At 72.9% G+C, this 1,395-nt stretch carries 1 pseudogene; it reads right to left on the minus strand.

Features of this window, described 5'->3' with window-relative positions:
* Positions 1-1,395, minus strand: a pseudogene (locus J1M39_RS12145) (hypothetical protein); the annotation flags it as partial.

Raw genomic sequence — 1,395 nt, forward strand, 5'->3', positions numbered from 1 at the left:
GTCCTCGGGCTCGGTCGGCACGGCGGCCGCCGCGGCCTGGTCCTGGCTCTCCTCGTCCTCGTCCTCGTCCATGGTGTCGTGCGGGGCGGGCGCAGGGGTCGGGGTGTGGCGGGCGGCCTGGGCGGCGAGCACGTCCTCCTCGTTCTCCTCGGCCGGATCGGTCTCGTCCTCGGCGGTCTCAGCGGCGGAGACCGCAGGCTCGGGGGTCAGGGGCAGGTCCTGGGTGTTCTCCTCCTCGTGGAGCATCTCCTCGAGATCGGCCACCGCGCTGAGGTGGGGGCGCTCGTCCAGGACGGTGTTGATGTCGATCGTGGCGGTCGTCCCACGGCCGGTGGAGCGGGGGTCCTCCAGGGCGGTGGCCAGCAGCTCCTTGATCCGCTCGCCCTCCTCGGGGGTGATCTTCTGCGGGCGCAGGTGCTGATTGACCGGGAGCAGGTCGGCGTGGTCCTCGTCCTCGAGGTTCAGGATCCAGTCGGAGGCCAGGGGGTTGGCGGTGGTGACCGCGGCGATGCCCAGCCGCGGGATGGCGCCGGCCAGGTCGGTGAGGCGACGAGCCTGGGCGGGGGTGGGCTCCAGGCCCAGCAGGACGATCTCGGGGCCGAAGGCCTCTTCCTGGTTGGCGGCGCGGGCCTGGTCGAGGGTGGCGGCGTCCTGCTCGTCGAGGGCGCGGCGGATGTCCTTGGCCTTGCCGTCGAGCTGGCCGATCAGCTGGTCCAGGTCGTCGATCTGGCGGACGCGGCCGTCGCTGACGACCTTGGCCAGGCCGTCGGCGACTCCGACGAGCGTGATGGTGACGTTCTCGGACCAGCTGGAGGTGGCCAGCTCCACGGCCATGGCATCGAGGACCTGGGTGGTCAGCTGGGGGTCGCCGTCGATGCCGAGGGTGCCCAGGCGCTCGAGGTCGAGCAGGACCTGGGAGCGAGTGTCGTCCTGGCCGACGGTGACCAGCGAGGGGTAGGGGGCAGCGGGCAGGTCGGGGTCGATGTCGATGGAGCCGGAGGCCAGCGTCCAGACGACGCCGTCGTCGGTCTCGGCCACGAAGGGCTCGGGCAGCTGCGCGGGGGCCATGAGGTAGAGGGCGATCTGCTCGGGCGAGACGCGCACGAGGAACAGCTCAGGCAGGTCCTGGCCGTTCTCGTGGGCCCAGCGGGCCAGCCAGCGCTGGACGACGTCGAGCTCCTCAGCCTGCTCGGGCTCGGCGACCACGCGCAGCTGGGTCTCCAGCTGCGCGGTCTGCTCCTCGGGCATGGGGACGGACTGGCCGGGCTGACGGCGGCGGCGCTGGAGCTGGCGGCGCAGGCCGACGATGCCCAGCAGTCCGGCCGCGGCGAAGGCGCCGATGCCGCCGATGGTGGCCCATGCGGGGACCTCCTCCGGGGCAGCCTGCTCCTGGTG

The organism is Micrococcus sp. KRD077, from assembly GCF_017168505.1.
GTDB classification, from domain to species: Bacteria; Actinomycetota; Actinomycetes; order Actinomycetales; family Micrococcaceae; genus Micrococcus; species Micrococcus luteus.